Annotated in this window: 23 protein-coding genes; 10 read left to right on the top strand and 13 right to left on the bottom strand. The window is 41.8% G+C overall.

Translation table 11 applies throughout. The features are described from left to right. Nucleotides 1–178: 178 nt before the first annotated feature. A complete protein-coding gene (locus JUI58_RS09105; protein WP_239121352.1) occupies nt 179–997 on the top strand; it encodes a tetratricopeptide repeat protein in 819 nt (272 codons plus the stop codon). 60 nt (nt 998–1,057) lie between these two features. Then, nucleotides 1,058–2,089: a type 2 isopentenyl-diphosphate Delta-isomerase gene (gene fni / locus JUI58_RS09100; protein ID WP_204103451.1), complete on the top strand. Its 1,032-nt coding sequence runs from the start codon at nt 1,058–1,060 to the stop codon at nt 2,087–2,089. Between the two features lie 65 nt (nt 2,090–2,154). On the opposite strand, the gene JUI58_RS09095 is transcribed toward fni, so the two are convergent. After that, entirely contained in the window at nt 2,155–2,514 is a 360-nt protein-coding gene (locus JUI58_RS09095; protein WP_204103450.1) for a PadR family transcriptional regulator, read from the bottom strand. Nucleotides 2,515–3,251: 737 nt separating this feature from the next. On the opposite strand from JUI58_RS09095, the gene JUI58_RS09090 reads away from it, so the two are divergent. From JUI58_RS09090 to JUI58_RS09075, 4 genes are all read left to right on the top strand, one after another. After that, complete coding sequence (locus JUI58_RS09090; protein WP_239121351.1) at nt 3,252–3,860, top strand: DUF3611 family protein; 609 nt, start codon at nt 3,252–3,254, stop codon at nt 3,858–3,860. Between the two features lie 47 nt (nt 3,861–3,907). Then, on the top strand, nt 3,908–5,200 hold the full coding sequence (gene serS, locus JUI58_RS09085; protein WP_204103449.1) for a serine--tRNA ligase: 1,293 nt from the start codon (nt 3,908–3,910) through the stop codon (nt 5,198–5,200). 41 nt (nt 5,201–5,241) lie between these two features. Beyond that, nucleotides 5,242–6,315: an Rpn family recombination-promoting nuclease/putative transposase gene (locus JUI58_RS09080; RefSeq protein ID WP_204103448.1), complete on the top strand. Its 1,074-nt coding sequence runs from the start codon at nt 5,242–5,244 to the stop codon at nt 6,313–6,315. 190 nt (nt 6,316–6,505) lie between these two features. Next, nucleotides 6,506–7,045 (top strand): hypothetical protein, encoded by a 540-nt coding sequence (locus JUI58_RS09075; protein ID WP_204103447.1) that lies wholly within the window; start codon nt 6,506–6,508, stop codon nt 7,043–7,045. A gap of 16 nt (nt 7,046–7,061) precedes the next feature. On the opposite strand, the gene JUI58_RS09070 is transcribed toward JUI58_RS09075, so the two are convergent. Genes JUI58_RS09070 through JUI58_RS09060 form a run of 3 tightly spaced genes read right to left on the bottom strand, consistent with a single transcriptional unit; the run spans nt 7,062 to nt 9,186 of the window. After that, nucleotides 7,062–7,280: a hypothetical protein gene (locus JUI58_RS09070; RefSeq protein WP_204103446.1), complete on the bottom strand. Its 219-nt coding sequence runs from the start codon at nt 7,278–7,280 to the stop codon at nt 7,062–7,064. 36 nt (nt 7,281–7,316) lie between these two features. Continuing rightward, nucleotides 7,317–7,769, bottom strand: coding sequence for a ribonuclease HI (locus tag JUI58_RS09065; RefSeq protein ID WP_204103445.1), 453 nt, complete (start codon nt 7,767–7,769; stop codon nt 7,317–7,319). A gap of 7 nt (nt 7,770–7,776) precedes the next feature. Further along, nucleotides 7,777–9,186 carry a response regulator gene (locus tag JUI58_RS09060; protein WP_204103444.1) on the bottom strand — a complete coding sequence of 470 codons (1,410 nt, stop codon included), beginning with the start codon at nt 9,184–9,186 and terminating at the stop codon, nt 7,777–7,779. Between the two features lie 397 nt (nt 9,187–9,583). Here JUI58_RS09060 and ispG point away from each other — a divergent pair, with 397 nt between their 5' ends. Continuing rightward, nucleotides 9,584–10,807, top strand: coding sequence for a (E)-4-hydroxy-3-methylbut-2-enyl-diphosphate synthase (ispG, locus tag JUI58_RS09055; RefSeq protein ID WP_204103454.1), 1,224 nt, complete (start codon nt 9,584–9,586; stop codon nt 10,805–10,807). A gap of 45 nt (nt 10,808–10,852) precedes the next feature. Here the strand turns inward: ispG and JUI58_RS09050 are convergent, their stop codons facing one another. The 4 genes from JUI58_RS09050 to JUI58_RS09035 all read right to left on the bottom strand — a co-directional run bounded on the left by JUI58_RS09050 (nt 10,853) and on the right by JUI58_RS09035 (nt 15,777). Next, nucleotides 10,853–11,221 carry a hypothetical protein gene (locus JUI58_RS09050; RefSeq protein WP_204103443.1) on the bottom strand — a complete coding sequence of 123 codons (369 nt, stop codon included), beginning with the start codon at nt 11,219–11,221 and terminating at the stop codon, nt 10,853–10,855. Nucleotides 11,222–11,319: 98 nt separating this feature from the next. Further along, nucleotides 11,320–11,601 carry a DUF1816 domain-containing protein gene (locus JUI58_RS09045; protein WP_204103442.1) on the bottom strand — a complete coding sequence of 94 codons (282 nt, stop codon included), beginning with the start codon at nt 11,599–11,601 and terminating at the stop codon, nt 11,320–11,322. Between the two features lie 174 nt (nt 11,602–11,775). Next, the gene (locus tag JUI58_RS09040; RefSeq protein ID WP_204103441.1) at nt 11,776–12,162 is read right to left on the bottom strand and encodes a hypothetical protein; all 387 of its coding nucleotides are present in this window, start codon (nt 12,160–12,162) and stop codon (nt 11,776–11,778) included. Between the two features lie 39 nt (nt 12,163–12,201). Further along, the gene (locus JUI58_RS09035; protein ID WP_204103440.1) at nt 12,202–15,777 is read right to left on the bottom strand and encodes a hypothetical protein; all 3,576 of its coding nucleotides are present in this window, start codon (nt 15,775–15,777) and stop codon (nt 12,202–12,204) included. Between the two features lie 260 nt (nt 15,778–16,037). Between JUI58_RS09035 and JUI58_RS09030 the strand changes: the two genes are divergently transcribed. Further along, a complete protein-coding gene (locus JUI58_RS09030) occupies nt 16,038–16,397 on the top strand; it encodes a hypothetical protein (protein ID WP_204103439.1) in 360 nt (119 codons plus the stop codon). Between the two features lie 30 nt (nt 16,398–16,427). Here JUI58_RS09030 and JUI58_RS09025 read toward each other — a convergent pair whose 3' ends face one another. After that, entirely contained in the window at nt 16,428–18,659 is a 2,232-nt protein-coding gene (locus JUI58_RS09025; protein WP_204103438.1) for a transglycosylase domain-containing protein, read from the bottom strand. A gap of 40 nt (nt 18,660–18,699) precedes the next feature. After that, nucleotides 18,700–19,191, bottom strand: coding sequence for a signal peptidase II (gene lspA / locus JUI58_RS09020; RefSeq protein WP_204103437.1), 492 nt, complete (start codon nt 19,189–19,191; stop codon nt 18,700–18,702). Between the two features lie 249 nt (nt 19,192–19,440). Between lspA and JUI58_RS09015 the strand changes: the two genes are divergently transcribed. Further along, nucleotides 19,441–19,863 (top strand): hypothetical protein, encoded by a 423-nt coding sequence (locus JUI58_RS09015; RefSeq protein ID WP_204103436.1) that lies wholly within the window; start codon nt 19,441–19,443, stop codon nt 19,861–19,863. Nucleotides 19,864–19,872: 9 nt separating this feature from the next. After that, the gene (gene mfd, locus JUI58_RS09010; protein ID WP_204103435.1) at nt 19,873–23,418 is read left to right on the top strand and encodes a transcription-repair coupling factor; all 3,546 of its coding nucleotides are present in this window, start codon (nt 19,873–19,875) and stop codon (nt 23,416–23,418) included. A gap of 151 nt (nt 23,419–23,569) precedes the next feature. Here the strand turns inward: mfd and guaD are convergent, their stop codons facing one another. The 3 genes from guaD to JUI58_RS08995 form a co-directional block, all read right to left on the bottom strand. Then, on the bottom strand, nt 23,570–24,895 hold the full coding sequence (gene guaD / locus JUI58_RS09005) for a guanine deaminase (protein WP_204103434.1): 1,326 nt from the start codon (nt 24,893–24,895) through the stop codon (nt 23,570–23,572). A 42-nt stretch (nt 24,896–24,937) separates the two neighbouring features. Next, nucleotides 24,938–25,813, bottom strand: a complete 876-nt coding sequence (locus tag JUI58_RS09000) for a Tab2/Atab2 family RNA-binding protein (protein WP_204103433.1) — start codon at nt 25,811–25,813, stop codon at nt 24,938–24,940. Between the two features lie 246 nt (nt 25,814–26,059). Further along, complete coding sequence (locus JUI58_RS08995; RefSeq protein WP_204103432.1) at nt 26,060–26,254, bottom strand: hypothetical protein; 195 nt, start codon at nt 26,252–26,254, stop codon at nt 26,060–26,062. Nucleotides 26,255–26,387 lie beyond the last annotated feature (133 nt).

The raw sequence follows: 26,387 nt of genomic DNA, 5'->3' as shown, positions 1-26,387 counted from the left end.
TAGAAATAGGAGGCTCGAAAGAGCAAAAACGCTATGCGTACAGGGTTGTTTAGTTAGATACAGTAATTGTCCTGTTAAAAGTGCAATACAAAGGCACTCTAATTAAACAACTCCAAGGCGGTAGCGAAACTAATATAAAGCCGTCCTTATAGGACGGGGTTTCTACCCAATTTTTCTGATGAAACGCACTGCTTCTAACAATCGCTTTATATTAATTTTCACGATTCTTCTTATTATTCTTTTGGTTGGTGGTTCTTTATTACCATTGGTTGGCAATGTATTCCAAAGCGATCGCACTTCCAGAAGAACAACAGCAACCCCTACTCCGCAACTATCTCCAGTTCAACAAGAAAACCTTGAAGATAAAGCCAGAGGATATGAGTTAGTCTTGCAACGAGAGCCAGAAAATGCCACGGCTTTACAAGGATTAATTGAGGTACGCTTGGAACAGGGGAAACTCGATCTTGCTCTCCCTGCCCTCGAACGCTTGGCAGAATCCCACCCCCAACAGCCTGATTATACGATCTTGCTGGCACAAGCGAAGGAATATCTAGGAGATGCTGAGGGCGCTTTTCAAGCCTACGATCGCATTCTTGGATTCAATCCTGGCTATATTAAAGCCTTACAAGGTATGGTTGCCCTACAACTCCAGAAGAACCGCCCCGAACGGGCGATCGGGCTACTCCAAACTACTCTACAAACGGCTGCCCAAGCTAATGCCGTAACGCCAGATAGTATTGATGTTGCTTCAGTACAAATGTTGTTGGGACGAGTTTACGAAAACCAGGAACGCTATACCGAGGCGATCGCCGTTTATGACAAAATTATCGAGACTAATGACAGTGATTTTCGTCCGGTTTGGGCAAAAGCAGAAATTTTCAAACAACAGGGTGAAATCGACAAAGCCAAACCTCTCTACACTCGTGCCGTCACTTTAGCCCCCCCCAAATATAAAGATCAAATCAAACAACTCAGCGAACAAATTGATGAGGAATAGGCAACTATCAACTATCAACTATCAACTATCAACTATCAACTATCAACTATCAACTATCAAATGGCCGATACTCAAACACGAAAAGCAGATCATCTGCGAATTTGTTTAGAAGAAGATGTACAGTTTCGTAAGAATACAAACGGTTTCGATCGCTATCGTTTTCTGCATACTTGTTTGCCCGAATTGGACTATAACGAAATCGATTTAAGCACGACTTTTTTGGGTAAAACTCTGGGTTCCCCTTTCCTTATTTCCTCCATGACAGGAGGCACCGAACAAGCTAAAATTATTAATTATCGCCTTGCAGAAGCCGCCCAAACCTATAAACTGGCTATGGGAGTCGGTTCTCAGCGTATTGCTGTAGAAAAGCCGGAAGTTACCGATACTTTTGCCGTGCGAAATATTGCCCCCGATATTCCCCTTTTTGCCAATCTCGGAGCCGTCCAACTTAATTATACCTACGGCATCGATGAATGTCTGCGAGCCGTGGATATTTTAGAGGCAGATGCTTTGATTTTTCACCTCAACCCCCTACAAGAGTGCATTCAAACTAACGGCGATAAAAACTTTAAAGGATTACTTGACAAAATCGAGAAAATATGCAGTAAAATTCCCGTTCCCGTCATTGCTAAAGAAGTCGGAAACGGCATTTCGCCGCAAATGGCACAATATTTAGTTAATGCCGGAATTAGCGCCATTGACGTGGCTGGAGCCGGTGGGACATCTTGGGCTAAAGTAGAAAGCGAACGGGCTAATAATGCCATGCAGAGGCAATTGGGGCGAACATTTGCCGATTGGGGCATTCCCACCGCAGAATGTTTAGTGGGAATCCGCAATCTTTATCCTAAATTACCCGCGATCGCCTCGGGAGGATTGCGAAACGGACTCGACGGGGCCAAGGCGATCGCCCTCGGTGCAGACTTGGTGGGTTTGGCCTTTCCCTTCCTCCAAGCTGCTTCCGACTCTCCCGAAGCGATCGATAATCTCGTACAATTGTTGCAAGCAGAATTAAAAACCGTCCTTTTTTGTACGGGAAATGGGACAATTGCAGAACTCAAGCAGTCGAATACCCTTCAGAATGATCATAAATGATAATAAGTGATGAGTGATGAATAAACGGGAAAAGACCAATTTCCCAAAATACATCACCCAAACCCTTACATCGCTTGGCTTTCTTCCTCTCGATTCACATAAGCCCACCAAAACCGAGCCAGATCTTCGGATTGTTTGCGGGCATCCTCACAAACCTGATACATTCGACGAGGCCGGCCTCGACCTTCGACCTTTTGCCAATAGCCAGCAATGGTTTGTTCCTGTTCGAGAAACTTGAGGGCACCATAGAGAACCGTATCGGATAAACGGTAGGTTGGCTGCATCTTTTTGAGTTTCTCGATTAACTCCGTACCGTAGGATTCCCCATTCAATAATACTGACAGAATGTAACAAACTGCCAATTCTTTATTGAGATAGTTCGGTGGGGGATCGTTGAAAAACTGATAAATATCTTCAAATTTCATGTGTTTAACCCGTCAAGTTTCCCAGTTAACAATATGCCAATAAACCTGATGCCAATGAACTTGGTTAAAATCAACTTGTTTTTCACAACAAGGCTTTATTGGTTAACTATGGATGCACCCCAGCAGATCGGTAAATATTCTTGGTGAATGCTTGTGCATAATGCGATCGCATTATCTTGACACTCTGCCCAGTATACTGCTCGGTAAAATTGCTTGCTCGACATCGCCGATTTTATCACGCTTGATGCAAAAGATTGAATCAGTGGGATGAAATTGCAGATTAAACCAAGTTTTAGCTTTCGTTACCGATCCATTGTATAGCGATCTTCTGGCTGTTTCTCTCGAGTTCGGGAGGAATTTTCTCCGCCGAAATACTGAAAACGATTTGGGACCGCACAACCCATAGCTAGGGAATTGGCTTAAAGGCAAGCAAATCCTTTACAGTCAAGGGTTTAAGGGAATTAAAAAGACTGTCTCTAATTGAGAAATTAGACTTATTTGATTCCGTTAAATGCCCTATGCCATTATTGCCATTATCTAGGGTAACAGCATTTTTATCTTGGAGGAGCAAAAATTCCCAAGCCCCCTCGAATGAGACAACAGTTTCCCTCTACAGCACCCTAAAATCGCAATCGGGAAATCTTGCACCCCAGACGAGAGACTCCCGATAAAAGTTTCTTGAGAAGAAATTCATCTCTCCGTCGCGCAACCTCGACTCTAATGCCTAATAATAGAAGATGCAAAGTTCTGAGGCGATCGCGATGAGTGAAAAAAACCGGGGCGATCTGACATCTCCCATTCCTCAAAAAGTCCGACAAGTCTCCACCGACCTAAAATGGGCAGGTCGGATTGGATTTTGGCTGCAATTGGTTTTGGGGGTAATTTCTACTGTCACTGTCCTCTTTGCCAGTTCTAGTTTTATCGGTGACACCAATACGGCCAATACCCAAGGCACGGAATTGGGGGTATTTTGTGCAGTATTGGGGCTGATCGCTTTGGGGATTAGTATTTATTATTCCTTTCGCTACATGGCGATCGCGCAAATGCTGCAAAATCCCAATACTGCCCAACGTCCCAACCGGGCAGATACAATCAAGGTGATTCGGGCTGGGTTAGTGGTAAATTTAATCGGAATGTTGCTAACGATTATTGGGGCGGAAGCTAATGTAGGATTAGTTTTAGCGAAGTCTCTCGCTAATCCCCCAGGGGCGATCGCCAATGTCGATCCACAAAAATTAGTCAACTCGATCGATCTTCTCGTTATCCAGGCAAATGCGAATACGATCGCAGCCCATTTTTCCGGAATTGTCTCCTCTCTGCTACTCTTAAATCGTATTACTAAATGAAGAGGCAACAGAAGAGCATTTAATCTTTATTTTATATCCTTTGAAAAGTGCTAGATATCAAACAAATTCGGGAAAATTCGGAATTCGTGCGCGATCGCCTCGATCGCCGGGGTGGAGACTACGATCTGTCTCCTATCCTCGAATTGGATAAGCAACAGCGAGAATTACAAACAACTCGCAGTCAATTACAGGCACGTAGCAACGAAATTGGTAAGGCGATCGGGCAGAAGATGAGAAGGGGAGGTAATCCTAAAACTGAAGAGATTAAGAATTTAAAAGAAGAAGGCAATCAAGTCAAGGCTCAATTAGCAGAATTAGAACCTCAAGAAAAAGAACTAATTGTTAAAATTAACGAACTGCTTCTACAACTGCCCAATTTACCCGCAGATACAAGTCCTCTTGGTCAAAATGAAACCGAAAATGTTGAGATTCGGAGATGGGGTGATGAGTATTTAAGAGGAGGAGAAGAGGAAAAGATTTTACCTCATTGGGAAATTGGCGAAAAATTGGGCATTCTTGACTTTAAACGTGCTGTTAAAATTGCTCAAAGTCGCTTTGTGAATTTAATCGGTAAAGGTGCCGCTTTAGAACGTGCTTTAATTAACTTTATGTTGGATAAGCAAACAGAAGCGGGTTATGTCGAAGTCATGCCTCCTGTGCTGATTAATACGCAAAGTTTAACGGGAACCGGACAACTACCAAAATTTGCGGAGGAAAGTTTTCATTGTGTTGAGGATGACCTTTGGTTGACTCCTACCGCAGAAGTTCCCCTGACTAATTTATATCGCGATGAAGTTATTGATGCAGCCGAACTTCCCATTTATCATTGTGCTTATACTCCTTGTTTTCGTCGAGAAGCAGGTAGTTATGGCAAAGATACTCGCGGACTCATTCGCTTGCACCAGTTTAATAAAGTGGAAATGGTAAAATTAGTATCTCCCGATACTTCAATGGAGGAACTGGAAGCAATGCTGAAAAATGCAACGGCAATTTTAGAAGCACTGAAACTTCCTTATCGTATTATTGAACTGTGTACGGGAGATTTGGGTTTCAGTGCAGCAAAGTGTTATGACATTGAGGTGTGGTTGCCTTCTGCGGGTAAATACCGGGAAATTTCCAGTTGTTCTAACTGTTGGGATTTTCAGGGCAGACGCGCTAATATTCGCTTTAAGGAGAAGGGGAAAAAAGGCACGAATTATGTTCATACTCTGAATGGATCGGGACTGGCGATCGGGCGTACAATGTCCGCTATTCTAGAAAATTATCAACAAGCCGATGGAACGGTTAAAATACCTGAAGTTCTACAATCTTATTTGCAGTTTACAGTAATAGAAAAATAATCAAGCAATGAGTAAAAAGTAACGAGTAACAAGTAACAATTATGAGTTTTATCGATCCAAAAACTGATTTTGCTTTTAAAAGAATTTTTGGTTCTCCAAAAAGCAAAGATATCTTATTGAGTTTTTTAAATGCCCTACTTTATGAGGGTGATTCTGCGATCGAATCCGTGGAAATTGTTGATTTTAATGGGCGATCGCTGGTAGCGGAGGAAAATCATCCCTTGACCTTGAAAGCATTGCTTAATGGAGAACAAAAATGTATTTTCGATCTGCAATTTTTGAACTTACAAACCTTGGGTCAACGGGTTTTATATCATGCTGCCAAGAGTTATTCACAACAGTTATTTGATAAGAAAGAACGCAAGCCAGAAATTAAGCCTTTAATGGCGATTCATTTAACTGATTTTATTATGTTTGAGGAGAGAGAGTCTCCAATTTCTAGATTTACTTTTAAAGAAATTGAAACTGATTTTAGCTATCCTAACGGTGAGTTGGGATTGTTTTTTGTGGAACTGCCTAAATTTCAGAAAGAATTGCTAGAATTAGAAACAATTGGCGATCGCTGGATTTATTTTCTTAAAAATGCGAGTATTTTGGAAACTATTCCCCCAGAGTTGGCTGTTGTAGCGGAAATTCAACAGGCTTTTGAACTGGCTGATGTGGAATCTTTAACCCATGAAGAATTTGCCCTCGTCCAACAGCAGTTACTGGCGATCGCCGATCGCCAAAATGCGATCGCTTTAGGTAAAAATGAAGGCATTGAGGAAGGAGTTGAACAAGGTCGTCAACAGGGGATTGAAGAAGGCATTCAACGAGGTAAAGAAGAGGGGATTCAAGAGGGGATTCAGCGAGGTAAAGAAGAGGGGATTCAAGAAGGGATTCAGCAGGGACGACAACAGGGGGTTAAACAGGGAAGACAAGAAGGAATTCAATTTGGTAAATTAACGATTATTCTGCGTTTGTTAAACCGTCGTTTTAAATTAGATGCTGCTACCCAAGAAACGATTAAATCCTTATCTAACGAACAATTAGACAGACTGGCCGAGTCTGCTTGGGATTTTATTACCGACTCCGAATTAGAGGAATGGTTGGAAAAACAAGCCAAGGAAGAATAAAAGAATAATAATAATAAAATTGGGTAAAATTTAAGCAACAATTTTAGAGAATTTCCCGTCGTGTCTCTCGTAATTGGGTCATTGAGAAGGGATAAATTTCTCTTTTCTCCTTGAAAAAAAGCTCTCAATTCTATCGTCCTATAGTCCCGATCGCAAAATGAATTTAAGTATCATCAACAAAACCAAAATATTGAGTTCAATTACCAAATTAAACCAATTCAACTCGATCCGTCTTGCTAAAGATGCGTTAAGGGTGACAATGTTGGCGGCGATCGCGATCGCAGTAGGTGAATTTGTTAATCCTAATGTCGCTTTTTCGCAATTTTCACCCCCTATTTTTGAAAGTCCAGTAATCTCCCCCTTTAGATCGCCAAACACCTCTAATACTACCGTTATTCGCGGAATTAGTGGAGGGGAAATTGCAGCGAGAAATGTGGCCAATCTTGTTGATAGTCCAACGGGTCCTTGTGTCGGTTTTGTCGATCACGAACCGGATCATATTGTTACTCTCACGGGTTTCTTTAACTCCCTTGATATTCAAGTGCAAAGTTCTGCTGATACAACTATAGTTATTAAAGGTCCCGGTGGAACTTGGTGTAATGACGATTATCAAAATAAAAATCCTGGTATAGCCGGACAATGGTTAGAGGGTGCTTATCAAATTTGGGTCGGATCTTATGAGAAAAATCAATATCATCCCTACACAATGCAGATTACACGAGGAAATTAAATAGGGATTTTTTTGATTACGCGATCGCCTCAAAAGACTTCACTTGCAAAACCGGACCAATCATTGCCAAAGTCATCACATCTTCTCGAATTTCCCCGTTTATTTTCACCTTAATTCCATTTTGACAAAGTGCTGGGGGTGCGTCCTTCAATTCGTAAGTTTCCCCCGACTCCGCAACTAAAGCCCAAGTACCAACTCCAATATCTTTACGTTCGATAGTTCCCACAATCTTCATGCTTGCTAATCCTCATTAACTTTTTTTAATTTTACCTTATTCTCTGTTGTCCTTTAAAGCCTGTTTCGATGCCGCAACAGCCAAGCGATCGACTTGATTATTTAACGGATCGCTTGCGTGTCCCTTCACCCAAATCCATTCAACCTGATGCACTTGAGAAAGATGGTCTATTTCTGCCCATAAATCCTGATTGGCTTTGCGCTTCCAGTTTCGCGTCATAGTATTAACAATTAGTTGACTATCAGTATGTAAACGAACCAAACAGGGATATTTTAATGCTTTTAAGGCTTCAATAACCGCCGTCATTTCCATGCGATTACTGGTTGTGGTTTCCGACTCCGAACCGGATAATTCCTTATAGTGTTCGCCATATTTTAAAACTACTCCCCATCCTCCCACACCTGGATTTCCCGAACAAGCCCCATCCGTATAAATAATGACTTCTTTTTGTAATGACTCTGAAGATTTGGCGGAAATTAAATCTGACATAATAATTTTAATAAATAGAACTTTTTTCGCTGATTTTTTTCGATTTATCTATTGCTGGTTCAAGAAGTAAGGAAATGATAAATTCTGTTCCTTTCCCCACTTCTGAATGACAAGATATATTTCCTCCATGTTTTTCTTCAATAATTTGTTTGCTCAAAGATAATCCTAAACCCGTTCCTTTGCCTACCTCTTTTGTGGTAAATAAATAATCAAAAATCTGTTCCCTAATTTGTTCGGGAATACCCATTCCATTATCGCAAATCCGAATTCTAACAAATTGACCCATTTCTGGCTCAGAATAATCTACAATTTCTGTGGCGATCGCAATTTGCTTTTTCTCCTGACTTTTATCTTCCTCCAAAGCATCAATCGCATTGACTAAAACATTCATGAAAACCTGATTAAGCTGTCCAGGATAACATTTTACTAAAGGAATATCGCCATATTCTTTGACGATCTGAATATTGCTAGATTCTTGATCTCTTTTCAGACGGTGCTTTAAAATCGTTAACGTACTCTCAATTCCTTCATGAATATCAAAATCAATCTTTACTTTACTATCCTGCCGAGAAAAAATCCGTAAAGAGTTGCTAATTTGATAAAGTCTTTCTACTCCCCGATTCAGAGAAGAAAACAGTTTGGGGAAATCCTCCAATAAATAGTCAATATCAATTTCTTCGCCATGATCTTGAATAGCAATACTGGGATTTTTTAACTCATTTTTACATAATTGTAAATGCTGTTGTAGATTCTGTAAATATTCTTGTCCATGCTCTAAATTACCACGTAGAAAACCAATTGGGTTATTAATTTCATGAGCAATTCCCGATACTAACTGACCCAGTACAGACATCTTTTCCGATTGTACTAATTGAAGTTGTGTCTGCTGTAGTTCTGCAACTTTAACATTGAGAAGTTGATTGAGATGTTCGAGATTATTGTTAACTCGTTGGAGTTGTTCATTCTTTTCGATTAGTGCTTGACTTTGTAGGGAGTTAACCTCTTGTAATTTCCTTTGAAATCTATACAGTTGAATGTGATTAGATACCCGCACTAAAACCTCATTAAACTCGAAAGGTTTAGTAATATAATCTACTCCCCCCACTTCAAAACCTCTTATGCGACTGAAGGATTCATTCAAAGCGCTAATAAAAATAATTGGTATCTCACTACTCAAAGGATCATTCTTTATATTTTGACACACTTCATAGCCGTCCATTCCAGGCATATTAATATCCAACAAAATAAGATCGGGTGGATTTGCTTTTGTTGTCGAGATGGCTAACTTTCCCGTGGAGACAGGACGGACTTTATAGCCACTTTTTTTTAACAAATTTGTTAATAGTCGTAAATTATTAGGGTTGTCATCAACAATGACGATATTGCCCTTGTAGGTTGGTTTTGGCGCTCGATCCATTGGGAGTTAAATTGAGTTTGGGTTAGATAATAAAATGGTATTTTTTTCAAGTATGGCAAAATTACCCTCAAAGTTTTTTGCGCGATCGCATTACTTTGTCCCCTTAATCAAAAAAATTTTTATCTCACGAAAATTTTTTCTTTAATTCAAATTAAAGTAAAATTATAACTCTATTCTATTAGATATCTTAGCTCTCAACATAAGTGTATATTGGGAGAGTATAGATAATACGAGGTCTAAGAGTCAGAGAAATTACGGAAACGAGAGACAGACAAGAAAACAAAACAATTTTCTTTATTTTAGTCCTTTTTATCATTTTCCCTTTAATAGGGAACGCCTCAGCAGTATGATAACCAAGGAAAGCAATTTCGTTAACCCAAATCAAACGCAAGCCGTCATGCAAACCTTAGAACTACCCAAAGTCGCTGCATCTTCTGCCTTGACAGATACCACCATTCACCGACGCAAAACTCGCCCTGTTCCTGTAGGGGATATCCTCATCGGTGGCGGCCATCCTGTGGTCGTCCAGTCTATGATTAACGAAGATACCCTAGATATTGACGGGTCCGTGGCAGCTATTCGTCGTTTGCACGAAATTGGTTGCGAAATTGTCCGCGTTACTGTTCCCAGTCTGGCTCATGCCAAAGCCCTAGCAGAAATCAAAGCAAAATTAATTCATACTTATCAACCGGTTCCCCTCGTGGCTGATGTTCATCACAACGGCATGAAAATTGCCCTTGAAGTTGCCAAGCACGTTGATAAGGTTAGGATCAATCCTGGTTTGTATGTTTTTGAAAAACCGAAAACCGATCGCCAAGAATATACCGCATCAGAATTTGCCGATATTGGCGATCGCATTCGGGAAACTCTCGAACCGTTAGTCATTAGTCTACGAGATCAAAATAAGGCGATGCGAATTGGTGTAAATCACGGTTCTCTCGCGGAACGAATGCTTTTCACCTACGGCGATACTCCGGAAGGGATGGTAGAATCTGCCCTCGAGTTTATCCGCATCTGCGAATCTCTCAACTATTATAATCTGGTGATTTCCCTGAAAGCCTCCCGCGTTCCCGTGATGTTGACGGCTTATCGTCTAATGGTCAAACGCATGGACGAGTTAGGAATGGATTATCCTCTCCATTTAGGGGTGACGGAAGCGGGAGATGGAGAATATGGGCGTATTAAGTCTACGGCAGGTATTGGGACGCTTTTAGCGGCAGGTATTGGGGATACGATTCGCGTTTCTCTAACGGAAGCCCCAGAAAAGGAAATTCCGGTTTGTTACAGTATTTTGCAAGCCTTGGGACTGCGAAAAACAATGGTGGAATATGTGGCCTGTCCTTCTTGCGGACGCACATTATTTAACCTGGAAAACGTTTTAGATAAAGTTCGCGAAGCCACTAAACACCTCACAGGTTTAGATATTGCGGTTATGGGCTGCATCGTCAATGGACCAGGAGAGATGGCGGATGCTGACTATGGCTATGTTGGCAAACAAGCAGGTTTTATCGCCCTTTATCGCGGTCGAGAGGAAATTAAGCGAGTTCCCCAGGATAAGGGTGTAGAAGAACTGATTGCTTTAATTAAAGCCGATGGGCGTTGGGTAGAACCGGAAAGATAAAATAATAAAACCGTCTGGTTCTTCTCTAGCCAATAGGTTGAGAACCTACTGACTATCTGGTTTTTCCTCAGCCAGTAGGTTCTCAAAGCGTTCTTTCGACCAATTCTCGTTAAAATAGGCCACAGCCTCAATAGTGGATAGTCTGACCAGCCATGTGGTGCGTCGATAAGATTTATCTTTATCCTCTAACTCTTCTTCTTCTTCTTCTTCTTCTTCTGAGGTAGAGAGGGCAAGAAGTTCGACAAACTCCCAATCAAGATGAATGGGAACTCCAGCAAAACTATCGTTATTAGTCTCAATACGAACCTTTGTTCCCTGTTGTAAGGCTTCATCGAGTCGCTCGTAGAGGAGGTTTGTCGAATAGCATAGGGCATTCCGTACCGCGTTGGAAAGACGTTTGAACGATTCGTACATTTTCTTAACTTGGCGTTTGACGGGACAAGGGCAGGAGTCGCCCTTACACCTTATCATAAGCCTTGCTATGCGGTTTTCTCTCGATCCTAAATTTTGGCCTAAATTTCGGCATAGTTAGGAATAATGGGCGATCGCGTTGATGTTTGTTCTCCCCAGATGGTTAAATTTGTGGGTTTGCATTTGACGATCGCATATTGAATGTTTTCTGCACCTTCTGCTTCTAAGTCTTCCACATATCCAGGTAAATTTTCCTCGGCCTCGGCTGCATTGGCAAAGGGTCCAAAATAATACAGGCATTCGGGTGTATCAGTTTTAAGTTCGATCCAGTAAGCTAAACCGAGTCCCTCTAAAAGGGCAAGAGAAATTTCGGATAATTTCATAATTTTCTAGACGTAGATGTGGGAGGGGGGTTGGATAAATAATAAACGATTAAATTCTAGGCCAACTCTACAAAAAGATTGTGAGTATTTTGTGAAGGATTTTCTTCTGGATATTCAACTATTGCCTTGATTTGATGCAAAAATAGTTTTAATGGTTAATGTCAGGCGTATTTCTCAGTCCTCTTGATTTTCAACAAACTCTCGCAACCGCAATAATGCAAAAGTTTGACCTAAACTCAAAGGTAATAAGGAAATTCCCTCTAAGCGGGACTGAACCCAACCTTCTCCCCAATACCATTCGTGATAACCATCAATACCTTGATGCAATAATAAACGCACACATTCCGAACTAACCATATCTACATGATGTTCTACGGTAATCAATCCAGTTTTCGCTGTAAATGTCATCCCAGAAGCTAACTGATCGGGCAATTTCTCCTCAAACTGTTGGGGAAACAACCACTGGCGAAAATTCTCTGGACGCAGTAAACTTTCTCCAATGATTTTTGCCGATGCTTCCAATTCAATTCGCAAACAACTCTTCTGAAAATTCCCAAACATAATCCCTTCTTGATTAATAATTGATAATTGATAATTGAGTTAAAGCCAGCCTTTTTTGGCTTTGGCGATTTTGGGGGGGTGAACGGGTTCGACATCGTAAAATGTTCCCACTCCTTCATATTCTGCCAAATAATCTGACTCGTACAAAGTCCGAACCCGATCGCGAGGGCGATCGATATTGACTTGGGTGGGTAAAGTGGCACCGTTTTCGTCTACAAGGAAGTGATCGGCTAATCGTTTGGATTGTTCGAGATTACTTAATTCTAAGGCTAAATCCTTCAATAATTTCAGATAGGTATGATTATCGATCGCCTCGGTAGCAAAACGATGAATTTTCACCTTGACTGCTTGGATCTGACTGTGGAGAAAACCGCCAATTTGATGCGATCGTTCGTAATTGGGTGCCTCTCCTGCGAGAAGGGATAAGGTGGTGAGAATAGTTTCTCGTCGCTGTCCTTCCATGCGATCTAAATAGTGGGTACGATCGCACATTTCTAAAAACTCCTGTAGGATCGATCTCGCTGTTTCTTCCACCTGCGATCGCAAATTATCAGGAATTTCCGAACTCATGGGGTCAACTTGACAGAGTAAATCAACTAAGGGACGATTCCACTGTTCGATTTTCTTGGCAATTTCTTTCTTTTTCAAGCCCCAGAAATAAGAAATCAAATGGGAAACAATAATCGCTTGGAAAGGATACAAAACAATACTATCAGCCGGATAGGTGAAAATATAATCCGGTGCGTAGTCGGGAATATTTTGTAAGATTTCGCGATCGCTTTGATGGGCGATAAAAAAGGAAGTTGCGACCCGAGGGCCAATTTCGCTGGCAGATTTAATTGCCCGCGCATTAAAAAATGACCAACTGGGGGGCGGTGCATTATGCCCTAAAATTGATCCTAAAGTGTGGCGAGTACGGCGTTTCATGTGGGCATATTTGCCATGTTGGAACTGGAAGAAATGCCAACCCGCAAACATTTCTTGAATCATTTCTGCGGCTTTGTGCGCTTGTTCTTCGGGGACTCCATCAACATATCCCGTATAAACAAAATCGAAATTCCCTCCCACCAATTCAGCACACATTTTTTCGATTTCAGCAATTAGTTTTTTATCCCCGACAATTTCTTCAATCACATCGGGTAAACCCGCCAGTTCTTGATAGATTTTTTGGGCATATTCTGAGGAAATATCGCCGCGAATTTCGCCGATATAAGTATGCAAAGCCAATTGCCATTGTAGAGAGGCCATAGCAGCAAAAGTAGACCCGACGCACTCTTCTTCGGGTAAGTTTGTAATACCCGCACCTGCGGCTGGATGAATGATAGCATCGAGTCCTCGACCGATATTCCCTAATGGACTGGCTTCGATGTTTGTAATGGCATAAATCCAAGGGGTTTTAGTTGCGATAAAATCCTGTAAATGTTGGGGTAAATCTTCTCGTAATGTATCGGGTTTTATCAGCGATCGCAGTTCTTTTAAGCGTGCTTTGGCTACGATAGTTTCGGCTAAATTGCGATCGCGGCGTTTAATTTCTGCCTCAATTTTTTTAACTACAGAAGGCAAACTTGCCAGTTCGTGGGTTAGTTTAATTGTGTCGGATGTTCCCCCAGAATTTGAGTTGGCAATAAAGAGAGTTTTACTACTGGTAGAAGGGGGAATTGTATCGGAGCCGGTAAACCCATCTAAATTCATGATTGGCAGAGTATTTAAACATAGCTTACGTGCCATATTTCCCGCGATCGTATTGATTAAAAAGGAAGTTCCTGCTGCCCCAGTAATGATTTGTTGTAATTCCCGAATACGTTGATGGCGTAAGGTTTCACTCTCTGTTCCCATAATTAAACCAATGCCGTTTTCTCCGGTGCGGAGTTTAACGGTACCATCATAGGACTTTGGGAATAATTTTTCGGTATTTTTTCGTAAGGCTAAGGGTTGAATGACGATAATTTCTTCCCCATATTTATTATAAGGACAAGGAATAGGTCGATTCTCTAAATCTCGATAGTCAATTTTGAAAACCTTCAGAGGTGTCAAACGTTCTCGCCGGATATCGGTATGGATATAAGCCTCAACTTGATGTTGTTTTTCGATTCCAATTAGAGGTATTTCTTGACCGCGATAGATATTGAATAATTTTACTCGTCCATCAGCACTCACTTCGACGATTTCACCAGGGAGAACATCGTAAATAGGGGCAACTCCTTCAGTAATATAAGCGGTTGCTTGTAAATCTTTCAAGAAGGTAACTTCTTGGGCAATTTTATCGGCTATTTCGATTTTTCCCTCTGCGAGAGACTTGGGATTTAAGAGAATAACTTGTTCTTTGAGGGCATTTTCTTCGGACGCGGAAAGAAAAGAAAGACGATTATAATTCTTGAGATCGTAGGATTTGGGAATATAAAAGATAAGTTCTCCTCCTTCTTCTCCTCCTCGTTCTGTTCCACCGCGCAACATGGTAAAAGTACCGCCACTTAATAAGCCATGACTGGGTTTACCGAGAGGGGTAAAAGATTGAAAGGTGAATTTATTTTCAGGGTTAGAATATTCAAAAATACGGGCAACAAGGGCAGATATAATTGTCGTTTGTTGCGCCCCCGCTTGTGCCATTGTTGTTGCTAATCCTAACAATTCGGCAATCTTTTCACTGGCTAAAGATTGGTTATCATCTCGCAGAAAGCCTTGTTGTAAAAACTCTTGAATTGGTTTACCATTATTATTACAAAAGATAATTATTTTATCTTGCAGTTTAATTTGTAGGGTTTTCTGGGCAAATTGTTCTCCTAGGAAATAATGTCCAACATGACCATTAATATCTGTTGTTGCCCGATCGCTATTGAGATAATCAGGGTCTACATAAGCGAGGCGATGTAGTGCAGCAGCAAGGCGATCGCGGCTGAGATGTTCGTAAAGAAAGCGTTTAAGGGCGGGTTCTACGCAAGAATCGGAGTTGGAGGAGAAGCGAAATCCTTCGTAACTTAAAAACTGTTTATATCTTGCTGCATCGTTAATATCGCCATTGTGAGTATCGGAAAAAATACTTTCTCCGAGGTCGCGATCGCATTCTTCAAAGAATATTTGTCCTTCTTGACTGAGTTGGTAAATGCGGATTTTGGGTTGTAGTAAGCATTCTTGGTGGGGATGGGCATTACTTTCAGAATACATATCTCCCTGAGACGCTTGACGAACATGAGTTTCCCAATTTGTGATAAATTCTGTACTCTCTAAATCTATTTTATTTAAAAGCGTATTCCATGTTTTCAGTAAATCGCCGCCATCCCGAGCTAGTTTAACCCCTGTAGATGCCTCCGTTTGAATGCGTGCCGTCAATTCGGTCATTTCTGCATGGGATAGTCCGCGATCGCATTCTCTGATAATCTCTAAAATAGGATTGAGGGGAATCGTGCCGATCGCCATTCCTGCAGCATCATAGCCAGCTTTGGTGCTTTTTTTGGAGCAGTCTTCCGCTAGTGTCGTCCCATAGGAGGTGCGATCGTGTAATGTCGCTTGGATAATCTCGGTTGGACGCACCCGATAGGTTCCTGTTTCGGGGTCTTTGGTAAAGAACAGATGTTCGATTTTGACGGGACTCAGAAAAACGTTGAAATTACGGCACATGGTCAGTTATCAATGATTCATTATCCATTATCCATGATTCATTATCCCTTATCCATGATTGATTGAGTACAATTACTCAATTATTAGATAAGTTGACAAAATTGGCTTGATATGCAAAACGATTTGATGATTGGGGAAGGGGAAAAACGATAAGAATTATAAAGACGGGTTGGTTTAATTAGCTACCGTTTTATGTTTATAATTGAAGGCGGAGGGCAAAAACAGCCGTCGATTTTTGGGAGGAATTTTTGGGAGGATATATGGCAAAAAACTTGGTCAACCTAACCCTTTTATTTGTGAAGGAGGATATTAATCAAATCCTCACGGAACAGCCCGACCAGATCCAAAAAGATTTTATGAAAAGAGATTTATTTCCCGATTTAGTTGCCTATGTTTTAAGTCGAATTCCTAATAACTATACTGTATTCGATGAAACTGTATTTGATGAAGAAAGAGTTTCTCCTCTTCAGCTTTCTTCTCTCTTAAACGAGTCGGCAGAACGGCAGTTAGATCGAGAACAAGTGATTCGCCGAGGGATTTATGTAGTTTTAGAAAAGAGTTTTCATAAAACCATCTCTACAACACACTTGGAAAAGGAAAAAGAACCTTTATCCGTTTAGGGGAGTTTAGGGGAGTTTAGGGAAGGCAATTTAACGCACTATTTGGCGCATATAACTTGCCCAAAGTTGTGCCGCTTGGGAACTGCTGCTGCGAGTGGGAGAGTTGTCGTCATTCCCTAGCCAGATTCCCGTGACGAGTTGTCGAGAAGGGATATAACCGACAAACCATAAATCGACAGAGCGATCAGTTGTTCCAGTTTTCCCTGCTTCCCCCCAACCGATCGCGGCGCGTCCTCCGGTACCTCCTTGTACGACTCCTTGTAGTAAAGTGGTGAGAGTTTGGGCGATCGCGCTGGAAATAGCTTGTTTAGTTGCACCCTCATCCGTGGCAAAATCATAAATAACACGACAAGTTTGGGGATTTTCAGGATCGCTACAATCCCCACTGTCAAGAATGCGTTTAATGGCATGGGGACGATTCCAGACCCCATTATTAGCTAAGGCTCCATAAGCGCCTGTTAATTCCAATACATTTACCTCGCTTTCCCCTAAAACCAACCCTGGGGAGGCACGTAAGGGGGATTTAATGCCCAGATTTTGTGCCATTGCGATCGTGTTATTTAATCCTGCATCTTTAGCAACTCGCAGTGCCACCGCATTCTCCGACTGTGCCAAACCTCGATACATATCAATATTACCACTACTGCGCTCACAACCGCGATAGTTTTGTCCCTGCCAAGAAACCGGGGCGCAAGAATAGGTTTTACCTGGGGAATTTCCCGCCGCGATCGCCGCAGCATAAGCAAAGACTTTAAAAGTCGATCCCGGTTGTCGTTGTGCCTGAGTTGCCCGGTTGAACTGACTTTTAGCATAATCTACTCCCCCCACCAATGCTAAAATTTCCCCCGTTTCACTATTGAGAGTAACGATCGCCCCCTGTTGGAAATTTAAGCGCGATCCATCCCCTTCCACGGCATTTTTGAGGGCTTTCTCAGCCTCCTTTTGCTTATCAATATCTAATCCCGTTTCCACAATAAAATTACCTTCCCTTGCCAAACCTTCCCCCAATAAATCTTCAATTTCTGTAAAAACATAACTGTAAAAATAGGGGGCAATGGTATTGGAGAGGGCATCTTGTGCCTCGGGACTGACCTCAATCCGCGATCGCCGCGCCCGAGTTGCTTCTTCCTGGGATACCATCCCCAACTGTGCCATACGAGTTAGAATGCGATCGCGCAACTGTACCGCCGTTTTATAATCTTGTACTGGATTGTAACTATTCGGGGCGGGTAAAATTGCCACCAAACTCGCCGCTTCCGAAAGAGTCAAATCCGCCGCCGATTTATTAAAATAAAACCGTGCTGCATCTTCAAACCCATAACTGCCGATGCCCAAATAAACGCGATTCAAATAGGTTTTCAGTAATTCATCTTTGCTATAAAAAGTTTCTAACTTTAAAGAGACGATCGCCTCGCGAATCTTGCGCCCTGCGGTATTCGATCGCCCCGTATATTCAGGATACAAACTCCGCGCTAATTGTTGAGTGACAGTACTTCCCCCTTGGGCGATGCCCTGCTTTTGAACATTAATAATCACAGCCCGCAAAATTCCCAAAGGATCGACCCCTAAATGCCAATAATAGCGACTGTCTTCCGAAGCAATAACCGCTTTGGGAAGATAGGGGGAAAAATCCGATAAACGCTTTAACTCTCGATGGGCATCGGTCCGCAGGGGACGTAAAGGAGTTTCTCCATCTCGGGCGTTGACCACTACGGGACCTTGAACCCCCAAAGGCAAAGGATTGACAGGAATTTTCGTCCATTCTACAAGAATTAAGGCAGTAATAATCCCCGTAATACCCCCCACCCCATAGAGGCTGTAACGCAGGAGACGCACCCATAAGGGAGGAGGATTGTGAAATTGAATCCGAACCCCATTGGCTAATTCAGGAGGACCGAGAGTGAGGACATCTCCATGACGGAGAAAGAGGGTATCCAAACGCCGTCTTTTAATATAGACCCCATTCGTCGATCGCTCATCTCGGAGGAGAAAATTTTGCGGATGCTGGCGATCGCGGGTCAGAGACAAATGCACTTGACTGACCACTGGATTTCGCACCACAATATCACTTTGGCGAGAACTGCGCCCCAAGGTATATTTATCGCCAATTAAAGGATGTATCTCCGCTTCGTCGGCATTTTCTTCCTGTACCCACAATTCTGGAACCCTTGCCCCAGGCTTAAGTGCAAATACCGTGTTAACCTGTGCTTGGATAGTTTGGGCTATTTGGGTAAAGATTTGCGTGACAGGATTGTTAGCCATTGTTGAAAATTTGTGAAATACTGCGATCGTGAATTTTTGCCTACTCCCTACCCCCCACTCTCATCTCGAAAAAAGCCGAATATAGAAGGAAAGCAATTCCTATGTTAATAAAAGTGTCAGCTAGATTAAACACGGGAAATTGAATCCAGCGAAAATCGAGAAAATCAACGACGTGACTGTAGAGAAAACGACAGACTCCATTGCCGATCGCCCCTGATAAAATTAACCCATAGCCAAATTGTTCGGGAAGCCTCATAGGGGCACCAAACCAAGCAAAAGCCATAAGTCCCAAACTAACAATAAGGGACAGCCAGCGCAGCCAACCAGCCCCTCCCAGAAAAAGACTAAAGGCGGCTCCGGTGTTTACAACATAGGTAAAATGGAAGATTCCTGGCAGAATGGGCATAGTCTGGCCAAGACTGGCAAAGCTATTCATTACCCAATATTTACTCAATTGGTCTAAGGTAAGGCCGATGAGGGCAGCGATCCAGAAGAAAAGGTTTTTACGCAAGTTGTTGCGTTGCGATGCCATAGATAGGTTTGTTAATGTTTATATATGGGGGGAATATTCATTCGTCTTAATCAAAGGATTTGTTACAATTCGTAACAGTGATCAATTCTACCACAAAGCGCAAGACCACAGTAAACCTCTAAATTCAGATTGAGTCGGTCACTAGCAGGCGCTACAAATCCACAAATCCTAGTAAGAGAGTAGTTCGACCGCACCAATATTCTGATAAAATCTTAAAGTATCAAATCTCAACAGTAGAGGAAAAAGCCAATGACAGTGGAACGTTGGACAGATCAAATGCTCGACGGGTTGGCATCAAGCGTCAGCGAAATGCGTGAAAGTATGGGCGAAATGCGTGAAGGTATGAGCGAAATGCGTGAAAGTATGAGCGAAATGCGTGAAAGTGTTAGCGAAATGCGTGAAAGTGTTAGCGAAATGCGTGAAGGTATGAGCGAAATGCGTGAAAGTGTTAGCGAGGTGAAAGATAGCGTCGATGGTTTGAGAATTACAGTACAGGCTTTACTACAAGTAGCTGCTCAAAGTCAACGGGATATGGAAGTTGTCAAACAAGAGATAGAAATTGCGAAACAAGAAAGAGAGTTACTTAAGAAACGTCAAGCTGAAAGTGATGAGCGGTTTAATGTTTTACTGGAAGAAATTCGCTACTTAATTCGACGCAACGAGGAAGGTTAAATAACAAATATGCCCTTATCTTCAGTTATTCGCACTCTAACCCGATCGCCTCTCACTCGCGAACTTTGCGCTAAACTCCAACAACAAAATATTCTGCAACTGAATGGCATCCCCCGCTTACCGAAAGGCTTGGTATCTTCAGCCTTGGCGCGATCGGCAGGAAAGAATCTCTTTGTTGTCTGTGCCACTTTGGAAGAAGCTGGGCGCTGGGCGGCTCAATTAGAGGCGATGGGTTCAAAAGACTTTTTCTTCTTCTATCCCACCTCAGAAGCGTCCCCTTACGAGCCATTTGACCCGGAATCTGAGATGATTTGGGGACAGATGGCGACAATTGGTGAATTAGAAACTTTCCGGAGTCAGGAAGGGTTGGGAGAAGTTGCCAGCAACAGCGAATCTGGTTTTGTTATTGTCACAACAGAACGAGCTTTGCAACCTCACTTACCACCGCCAGAAATATTTGCTTCTTATTGCTTAACTTTAGAAGTTGGCATGACGATGAAGGCGAAAGACTGCGATCGCCAGTTGACAAAGTTAGGTTACGAAAGAGTTTCTCTAGTGGAGACGGAAGGACAATGGAGTAGGAGAGGGGATATTGTTGATATTTTTCCCGTTTCTGCGGAACTTCCCTTGCGTTTGGAATGGTTTGGGGATGAGTTGGAAAAGATGCGGGAATTTGACCCAGCAACTCAGCGATCGCTGGATAAAATTGCAACTTTATCTTTAACTCCTACCAGTTTTTCTCCCATTATTGCCGACGCATTAAAAGATAAAGAAACAGGGAAATTGAGCGATCGCTTTGCCGCATATTTTACGCCAGAAGAACAGGAATTATTTGCAGTCGGAAGCTATCCGGAAGGAATGCGCCGTTTTCTAGGATTGGCGTTTGCAAAACCTGCTTCTTTATTGGATTATTTACCGGAAAATACACTGATTGCTATTGATGAGATTGAACAATGTCGCGCCCATAGCGATCTTTGGGTACACCATGCAGAAGAACAATGGAAAGCTGCAATTATAGATCGTCAAGAATTACCGAAAAGTCACGCTTTTTTTGAGGATACTCTCAAGGCGATCGCGACTCAATTTCCGCGCTTATTATTATCGGAATTAGCAGAAGAAAAAACCCAATCTTCGATTCCAGTTGTTAATTTAGCCAGTCGCCCTCTTCCGACTACACCCCATCAATTTGCTAAGTTAGCAGAAATTCTGCGAGGAAAGCGAGAAATTTATCATGGCATGACTTTAAATCATTATACAACATGGCTCATTTCTGCTCAACCTTCTCGCTCTGTTTCCCTGCTTCAAGAACATGATTGTGCGGCGCAATTTGTTCCCAACCCCAAAGATTATCCGGCGATCGATCGCTTGCACGTACAGAAGACAGCCGTTGCGGTAAAATATTCCGGTTTGGCAGAATTAGAGGGTTTTGTTTTACCGACTTTTCGCATTGTTTTAGTCAGCGATCGCGAGTTTTTTGGGCAGCATACTCTCGCCAGTCCAACCTATATTCGCAAGCGTCGTCGTGCAGCTTCTCAAAAAGTCGATGTTAATAAATTAGCACCTAAAGATTATGTCGTTCATAAGCATTACGGAGTCGGTCAATTTATTGGGTTAGAAACCCTAGAGTTACGAGAATATATTACCCTTAAATATGCCGATGGGATTTTGCGCGTCCCCGCAGATTCCTTAGATAATTTATCCCGTTTTCGACAAACTGGCACCGGGAAACCCGAACTTGATAAAATGACGGGGACAATGTGGACAAAGAGGAAAAATCGGGTTAAAAAAGCGATTAAGAAAATTGCTGTCGATCTTTTAAAACTTTACGCCAAACGCTCAAAACAGCAAGGCTTTGCTTATCCTGCTGATGCCCCTTGGCAAGAAGAATTTGAAGATTCTTTCCCCTACCAACCTACTCCCGATCAACTGAAAGCAGTACAAGATGTGAAGCGAGATTTAGAAAGCGATCGCCCGATGGATCGGTTAATTTGTGGAGATGTCGGATTTGGGAAAACAGAAGTCGCTATTCGTTCAATTTTTAAGGTTGTCACAACAGCAAATAAACAGGTTGCTTTTTTGGCACCAACAACTATTTTAACTCAGCAGCACTATCATACTTTAAAAGAACGTTTTTCTCCTTATCCGATTAATGTTGGTTTATTGAATCGTTTTCGCACAGCATCGGAAAGAAAAGAGATTTTACAACGCTTAAAAACAGGGGAACTTGATATTGTCGTGGGTACGCAACAACTTTTAGGAAAAGGAGTAGAATTCAAAGATTTAGGGCTTTTAGTGGTAGATGAAGAACAACGATTTGGAGTCAATCAAAAGGAAAAAATTAAATCTTTTAAGGCTGAAGTTGATGTTCTAACCTTAAGTGCAACTCCGATTCCTCGTACTCTTTATATGTCTCTTTCTGGTATTCGCGAGATGAGCTTAATTACAACACCTCCTCCTTCTCGTCGTCCCATTCAAACCCATCTTTCCCCTTATAATCCTGAAGTGATTCGTACTGCCATTCGGAATGAATTAGATCGAGGAGGACAAATCTTTTATGTCACTCCCAGAGTCGAAGGAATTGAAGCAATTAGCGGGCAGTTAATACGAATGATTCCCAGTGCAAGAATTGCGATCGCCCACGGACAAATGGAAGCGAATGAATTAGAAGCGACTATGCTTTCTTTTAATAATGGTGAGGCAGATATTTTAGTTTGTACCACTATTATTGAGTCGGGTTTAGATATCCCTCGCGTTAATACTATTATTGTCGAAGATTCTCAAAAATTTGGCTTATCTCAACTCTATCAATTACGTGGAAGAGTTGGGCGATCGGGCATCCAAGCACACGCTTGGCTATTATATCCTCATAAACGAGAACTATCAGATACGGCTCGGAAAAGATTGCGGGCAATTCAAGAATTTACCCAGTTAGGATCGGGCTATCAATTGGCCACCCGAGATATGGAAATACGCGGAGTCGGTAATATTTTGGGGGCAGAACAATCAGGACAAATGACGGCGATCGGTTTCGATCTTTATATGTCCATGTTACAGGAGGCAATTCAAGAAGTTCAAGGGCAAGAAATCCCCAAAGTTGACGATACTAGCATAGACTTAAAACTGACGGCATTTATTCCTAATGATTATATCCCCGATTTAGAACAAAAGATGTCTGCTTATCGAGCAGTGGCGACGGCAACTTCTGCAAAAGAGTTAGCATATATTGAGGATGATTGGCGCGATCGCTATGGAAAAATCCCCGGTCCTGCACAACAATTGATCCAAGTTATTCGCTTAAAACAAATTGCCAAATCTCTCGGTTTTTCCCGCATCAAACCCGATGGAAAACAGCACGTTATCTTAGAAACACCTATGGAAGAACCCGCATGGCGATTGTTACGAGAAAATATTCCCAGGCACTTAATTTCTCGCTTTGTTTATTCTCCCAAAAAAGTTACAGTGCGTGGGTTAGGAGTAATCAAACCAGAAAAGCAATTAGAAAGTTTAATTGATTGGTTGGGGAGAATGCAGCAAAATCTAATTAATGAGGAATAAAGAAACCATAAATTTCCTTTAGACTTAATGGGTTATCATTTTGAACCTGAAACAAGATTTTCCCCCTGTATTTATTTGCTTCTTCCTAAAATCAAGCGTCGAGGTGTAACTGTTGCCCCTCACAATGGTATTCCCATGCGTTTAGTTTAATTCAAGTTATTTTTGCGCGATCGCCGAGAATGTAAGTGGCTGAAATTGCCCGATCGTCCCCCAACATCATCAGTGCAAAAGTGCGATCGCTGATTTCTGCAAGAGTTTGGGGTAATTCTCCTGAATTTCGCAAGGCCATTAAAGGGGTTGCTTGCAAATTTACAACAATAAAATCAGCTTCTTTCCCTACATCAAAATTACCGATTTTCTCCTCTAAATTGAGTGCTTTTGCACCCCCTAAAGTTGCTAAAAATAAGGCTTGAAAAGAGGATAATTTTTTCCCTTGTAATTGAGAAACTTTATAAGCCTCATTTGCAGTTTGGAGGAGGGAAAAACTCGTTCCTGCCCCTACATCTGTCCCTAAACCTACCTTAATTGGTGTATCTTGAGACTTCGCTTGCTGAAGTTTAAATAATCCGCTTCCGAGAAATAAATTAGAAGTCGGACAAAAAGAAATCGCTGAATTTGCCTCAGATAAGCGCTTAAATTCTGCGGGGGATAGTTGTACCCCGTGGGCAAAAATAGAGCGATCGCCCACTAATCCAGCGCGATCGTAGACATCCAAATAGTTCTGAGAATGGGGAAATAATTCTCGAATCCATTCAACTTCCTTGACATTTTCGGAAAGATGTGTATGGAGATAAACATCGGGAAATTCTGCGAGTAATTTCCCTGCAAGTTGTAATTGTTTTTCGCTAGAAGTTGCTGCAAAACGAGGGGTGACGGCATAGAGTAAACGCTCATTTTTATGCCATTTCTGAATTAGTGCTTTTGTCTCCTCATAAGACGATTGTGCTGTATCTTTGAGATAGTCGGGGGCATTACAATCCATCATAACTTTACCCGCGATCGCGCGAAGATTGCGATCGCCTGCTGCTTCAAAAAATGCGTCAACAGATTCAGGAAATATTGTCGTAAAAACTAAAGCCGTTGTTGTACCATTTCTCAGCAATTCATCTAAAAAGAAAGAAGCCATTTTCTTAGCATAGCTTTTCTCTTTGAATTTTCTTTCCGTGGGAAACGTATATTGATGCAACCATTCTAAAAGTTGTTCCCCATAAGCAGCAATCATTTCTGTTTGGGGAAAATGAATGTGAGTGTCAATAAAACCGGGCAGAATTAGGCGATCGCGGTAATGAGTAATAGAGAGATTGGTATATTTGGAGTGCATTTCTGCATAATCCCCAAAATCTTGAATCATCCCATTTTCTATTACCAATAAACCATCGGGAAAATAGCGAACGCTTTCCAATTCGGAGACATAGAAAGGATCCCCTACAAAATCAAGAAATGCGCCACGAAAGCCTTTAATTGCAGATAAATTCATTCACTTAAAAGCACTGAAGTGCTGACGATAAAACTAAAAGCATTATAAGTCTTCTTTTAAAAGCCAAAAACCTGCAAATGCTTCTGAATCTGGGCTAGACTGAATCGCTAGGAAATGAATATTATTGACTTTTTCTTTTGCGTTTTCAAATCCATTCGCTTCGGCTAAAGTTTTATCGTCTTTAATATCCGCTAAAATCCAACTATCGCTAGATCCCGTTTCCAAACGCAAGCGGGGAAACTGACCTTTTTCAAACTGCAAAAATGCTAATTCTAAACCCGACATCCAAGCCGCTAAAGGGGTTGCGCGAGGGGAAAAGATAATTAACCCTGGAATCTTCATTTCAGGGGTAATTCCCATCATTTCTAGGGGGAATGCTTCACTAAAACCAATCTCCCAATCTTTCATTTCTGTAAAGGCTTCCGCTTCTAAAGACACAAATGCCCATTTGTCTGTGCGATCGCCTTTGACTGCATCGGGAAGAGGTACGGCATTTAAAGGAGGATATTTAATCGAAGTTGCTTGGGCAGATTCCTCATCATATCCTTCTTGGGTTGGATAAAAACGATCCATGCGATCGCCGATCCACTGATTTAGCGCGTAAGTTCGACGACTGGGGATAGCAGGTATATCCGCTTCCTCGCAGGCTTTCAGGATCATATTGTTCATAGCCCGACGAAAGAAACGAATGCGATCGGGGGCATAAGCTGCTTTCGCGATCGCCTCTTCAAGGGCTTCTCGCAACCAAATTGAATTCACGCTTTTGTTATTGGTGAATTTTGAGAACTTAAACAAGGATTCCGGCGATCGCGTCATATCGAGGGGAGTTTCGCAGATCAGCACTTCCCACAGTTTCTTCTTATTTTCATCAAAAATTGGACGCGAGTAAAAATCGAGTTCCCAAATTGTCGTTCCCATACCTGATTTGCGTTAGTTTTTGCGGCCTTTACCATCATAAGTTGTTCGGGACGCGATCGCTCGGGAAATTTTCTGAAATACTCTGGTTTTCTAGCAGGAGAGATTCATTACCTCTCTTTATCTTTATATCGTTATAGAGGACAGACGAGATTCTCCACAACCTCAAATTATGATTTCTCACATCTAAAACAGGATTGCTCTAAATCCTCCAATTTTTGCTAACTTTTTCAGCAAGCCTTAATTAAACTAGGGATTAGAAACAAGCTGAATGCGTCCTGCATCCATTTCATACATCAGTAATTCTAATGCTTCGTAATCCACATCAGAAATATGACCCAAGCGTGTTAGCTCGGCATTGATTTGGTTTTCAATATCTGGGGTTAAGCGTCTAATATAAAGAGCTTCTTCAACTAGACAGCGAATCACTCTAGTAGTATTCACGGTTTTTATTACCAATTTGAATTAATCTTATATTCTACTGGATTTGCGATCGAGAAAGTGATCTCTTGTAAGTTAATTTAGTGATCTACTATAAGTTAATTTAGTGATCTAAATCACTGATTTCCTTAGTTTT

The sequence above is a fragment of the Spirulina sp. CCY15215 genome (assembly GCF_016888125.1).
Taxonomy (GTDB): Bacteria; Cyanobacteriota; Cyanobacteriia; order Cyanobacteriales; family Spirulinaceae; genus CCY15215.
This window is presented reverse-complemented; position numbering and strand designations above follow the sequence as displayed.